Raw genomic sequence first — 4189 nt, 5'->3', positions numbered from 1 at the left:
ATTTGAGAAACGAATTTGCAGCGCACATTGCGAAACGCACTCCCCATCATGAGATGTGCAAGATCTCGCAGCACGGGATAGGCGCTGCAACGCGGGGCGCAGACGCCGGTTACGTTCAGATGCACCTCCTCGCAAAGCTGTTGCTCGGACTGGATGCCGAAACAATACCCCACCAACAGTATGCGGATCAGCAGCTCAGGATCAATCGACGAGCGGCCTGTGTGGATGTAAAAAATCCGCAAGATGAGCCCGCACGCTGCTCAGATCAACGAACCGATCAATCGAACGCAGCAGGTGATCGTGTGGGACATGATCTTCCAGGGAGAACTCATAAAACAAAGCCGCCTGCGCTTCCTGCTTTGGCCCCATCATCGCCAGATCCCTCATCCGATACTGGAATTGAATCAGCAGTTTAACCCACGATCAAGGAAGACTTTTCAACAAAATCGGCTCTCTGACCGAATTCGCCGCGCAAGCGAGGGACGGCTGCTCTGTTGAAATCGCATGGGCAAAGAGCGTTCCGATATTTGAGGTCTGTACGCTCATTGCCCATGCTATCGTTGCGACCAGATGGCGACCGAAGCAACACGGTAGATTATGTTCGGTCGCGAAGACCCTTCTACCGTTCGGATGGCCGGATGTATGGTGTGGCAGGTGGCAAGATATTTGACGACCGGCTGCAGACTGTGCAGATCTCCGGAACGAACGCCCGCCCGCCACCTCTACCCTGGTTGGCCAACCAAGGTAGCGACCGCCCCGGTTTCCATGCCTTGGAAAACTGGGGCAAGGACAAACCCATAATCCCGGAGCGCGAGGCAGAGCGTCGCTTCAGGCCTTCCAGTCAAAGAACCCCTTACCGGCTTTCTCCAGTAGCTTTGCCGCCATTTCCCGACCCAATTCCGCACCGTCTTCCACCGGACAGGTCTGATCATCGTCGATCGCTTCTGAACCATCCGGGCGCAGCACTTCGCCGCGCAGGCGCAGGGTGGGGCCGTCGAGTTCGGCAAGGCCCGCAATCGGAGTCTCGCAGGAGCCGTCAAGCGCCGCCAGAAAGGCGCGTTCGGCTGCCAGGCGCTGGCCGGTTTCATGGTCATGAATTGCGGACAGCATCTCGGCTGCGCGGCTGTCATCTGCACGGCGTTCGATGCCGATGGCACCTTGGGCCACTGCGGGCAGCATGTCGTGTGTCTCGATCGGCGTGGCGGGCACATCGGCCATTGCCAGCCGGTTGAGACCGGCCATCGCCAGGAAAGTGCATTCCGCCACGCCCTCCGACAGTTTGCGCAGACGGGTCTGAACGTTGCCGCGGAATTCTACCGCGTTCAGATCGGGGCGGCGGTTCAGCAGCTGCGCCCGGCGGCGCAGGGAGGAGGTGCCGACCACCGCGCCCTGGGCCAGGTCATGCAGCGACTTCAGAGACGGGGAAATGAACGCATCCCGCACATCCTCGCGCGGCAGATAGGTGTCGAGCGCCAGCCCCTCCGGCTGCGCAACCGGCATGTCCTTCATCGAATGCACCGCAATGTCGATGGCGCCCGACAGCAGGTCCTCTTCGATTTCCTTGGTGAACAGCCCCTTGCCGCCCAGTTCCTTCAGCGGCTTGTCCGCTGCGATCAGCGCCTGATTGTCGCCTGTGGTCTTGATCACCACAACTTCGAAAGCCTCTTGCGGCAGATCGAATGCGGCGGCCAGGCGGCTGCGGGTCTCATAGGCCTGGGCCAGCGCCAGCGGCGATCCGCGGGTGCCGATTTTCAGGGGCGAAGCGGGGGAGGGCAGGGTCAGTGTCATAAGAAAAAGCCTTAAATCAGTTTGCGCTCCGGAGGAAACCAGTTTTTGCGTCTCTCACATGCCTGGGGAGGCGGCTTTGATATAGGACAAGGTGCGCGGGGGCAGTGCGCAGCAGATCGCCCCTGCTCTTGACATTCCGCCCTGCAGGCGTGACCTCAGAGAGCGATCTATACGGGCGATTGATAGCGAGGATGACCATGGGTGGACAAAAGAAGCTGCTGCGCGCATTGGCGGGTGAGAAACAGGATGTGCCGCCGATCTGGATGATGCGCCAGGCGGGCCGCTATCTGCCTGAATACCGCGCGACGCGGGCCGAGGCCGGGGATTTCCTGTCGCTTTGCTACAATCCCGAACTGGCCGCCGAAGTCACACTGCAGCCGATTCGCCGCTATGGCTTTGACGCGGCAATCCTGTTTGCCGACATCCTGCTGATCCCGCAGGCGCTGGGCGCGGATCTCTGGTTTGTGACCGGCGAGGGCCCGCGGCTGTCGACCATCACCACGGAAGACGATTTTGCCAAACTGGGCCCCGTGTCTGATATCCACGAAACGCTGAACCCGATTTATGAAACCGTCCGCATCTTGTCGCGCGAACTGCCGGCGGAAACCGCGCTGATCGGCTTTGCCGGCGCGCCGTGGACTGTCGCCACCTATATGATTGCGGGCCGCGGCACCCCGGATCAGGGGCCTGCCCACGCGCTGCGCGAGGAAAACACCGCGCTGTTCGAGGCACTGCTGGCACGGATCACCGAGGCGACCATTGATTACCTGTCCAAGCAGATCGAGGCGGGCGCCGAAGTGGTCAAGATCTTTGACAGCTGGGCCGGTTCGCTGAAGGGGGAAGCGTTCCAGAAGTATGCGCTGGAACCCTGCCGTCAGATCACCGCGGCGCTGAAGGAACGCCACCCGGAGACCCCCGTCATCGGCTTCCCGCGCGAGGCGGGCGGGAAATACGTCGGCTTTGCCAAGGCCACCGGTGTGGACTGCGTGGCGCTGGACAACTCGGTCGATCCAAGCTGGGCGGCCGCCAATATCCAGGTGGATGGCTGCGTGCAGGGCAACCTGGCTTCGCGCCACATGGTGACCGGCGGGCAGGACCTGGTGGATGAGACCCGCCGCATCGTCGAGGCCTTTAAGGACGGTCCGCATATCTTTAACCTGGGCCATGGCATCACACCGGATGCAGACCCGGCGAATGTGCAGCTGATGATTGATACTGTCCGGGGCTGCTGACTCTGTCAGGCGCCTACCGGCCTTGTGCCAGGCGGAACTTTCGTGCACTAGCGCAGCAATATGTGCCGCGAACGAGGACAAAACGGTGGATTACGGTAAATCTGGAGCACCCAAAATGGGCAAGAACAAACCACGTCACGCCGAACATAATGCCAAGGGCACCAAGAAAAACCCCTTTGGCCAGCAGGCAGACAAGAGCGAACTGCTTAAGCGGATGAAGGCTGCTGCGGATAAGGCCAAGAAAGAAGACTGAGCCTACTTCAGGCCCAGTTCTTCCAAGAGTTCTTCTGTGTGCTGGCCGCGTTCAGGGATGACAGGCGGCACCCATTCCGGTTGATTTGAGAACCGCGGGGCAGGGGCTGCTTGGAGAGCGCCTTGCACCTCTGCCCAGGTCCCGCGAGCGTTCATAGGATGTGCCAGCGCCTCTTCCGGGTTCAATACCGGCGCGACGCAGGCATCCGAGCCGCCAAACAGCTCGGCCCAGTGATCGCGCGGCTGGCTGGCAAAGATCCCCGCAAGGCGGCCGGTGAGAGCGGGCCAAAGGGATTTCTCGAACTGCTGCTGGAGGTCTGCGTCTTCTGCCAGCCCCAGCTTGTCCAAAAACAGCGCATAGAATTTCGGCTCCAGGCATTGCACCGAGACGTAGCCGCCGCAGGCGCAGGCATAGGTGCGGCTCCAATGCGGCCCGTCGAGAAGGTTTGCCCCGCGCTTCACGCCGAAGTTCCCGGTTTGGCGGATGCTCATTAGCAGGTTCATCATATGGGCCGAACCGTCATAGATCGCGGCATCGACGACGCAGCCTTCGCCGGTGGATTTGACCCGCATGATACCTGCCAGCATCCCGGCGACCAGATACATCGCCCCGCCGCCGATATCACCCACCAAAGTTGCCGGCGTCAGCGGTGCATCGCCGGGAGCAGAGGTGTACCAAAGCGCACCGGACAGGGAGATGTAATTCAGATCATGCCCCGCCGTCTGGGCCAGCGGGCTGTTCTGTCCCCAGCCGGTCATGCGGCCATAGACCAGAGCGGGGTTCGCCGCATGGCAGGCTTCAGGTCCAAGCCCCAGCCGTTCCATCACGCCGGGGCGGAAACCCTCGATCAGCCCGTCTGCAGTGGCGGTGAGGGCCAGAAAGATTTCCACATCTGCAGGATCTTTCAGGTCCAGGG

4 protein-coding genes and 1 pseudogene are annotated in these 4189 nt (G+C 61.3%); 2 read left to right on the top strand and 3 right to left on the bottom strand.

The genetic code is table 11. The features are described 5' to 3' along the window. Nucleotides 1-110 precede the first annotated feature (110 nt). Nucleotides 111-372, bottom strand: a pseudogene (locus A2I95_RS26840) (transposase); the annotation flags it as partial. A gap of 456 nt (nt 373-828) precedes the next feature. Continuing rightward, nucleotides 829-1788, bottom strand: a complete 960-nt coding sequence (hemC, locus tag A2I95_RS26835; protein ID WP_291734820.1) for a hydroxymethylbilane synthase — start codon at nt 1786-1788, stop codon at nt 829-831. A gap of 197 nt (nt 1789-1985) precedes the next feature. On the opposite strand from hemC, the gene hemE reads away from it, so the two are divergent. Together hemE and A2I95_RS26825 are read left to right on the top strand one after the other, a co-directional pair. Beyond that, on the top strand, nt 1986-3020 hold the full coding sequence (gene hemE, locus A2I95_RS26830) for a uroporphyrinogen decarboxylase (RefSeq protein WP_027256499.1): 1035 nt from the start codon (nt 1986-1988) through the stop codon (nt 3018-3020). A gap of 85 nt (nt 3021-3105) precedes the next feature. Beyond that, nucleotides 3106-3273, top strand: a complete 168-nt coding sequence (locus tag A2I95_RS26825; RefSeq protein ID WP_027256498.1) for a hypothetical protein — start codon at nt 3106-3108, stop codon at nt 3271-3273. A gap of 2 nt (nt 3274-3275) precedes the next feature. Here the strand turns inward: A2I95_RS26825 and A2I95_RS26820 are convergent. After that, a partial coding sequence (locus A2I95_RS26820; RefSeq protein WP_291734817.1) for a CaiB/BaiF CoA-transferase family protein occupies nt 3276-4189 on the bottom strand: 914 nt, incomplete at its 5' end.

Source organism: Leisingera sp. F5 (assembly GCF_001593695.1).
This window is presented reverse-complemented; position numbering and strand designations above follow the sequence as displayed.

Excerpts from the sequence above, each read along its gene's own strand:
- hemE (WP_027256499.1), top strand. The coding sequence starts at position 1,986 with ATGGGTGGACAAAAGAAGCTGCTGCGCGCATTGGCGGGTGAGAAACAG.
- hemC (WP_291734820.1), bottom strand. The coding sequence starts at position 1,788 with ATGACACTGACCCTGCCCTCCCCCGCTTCGCCCCTGAAAATCGGCACC.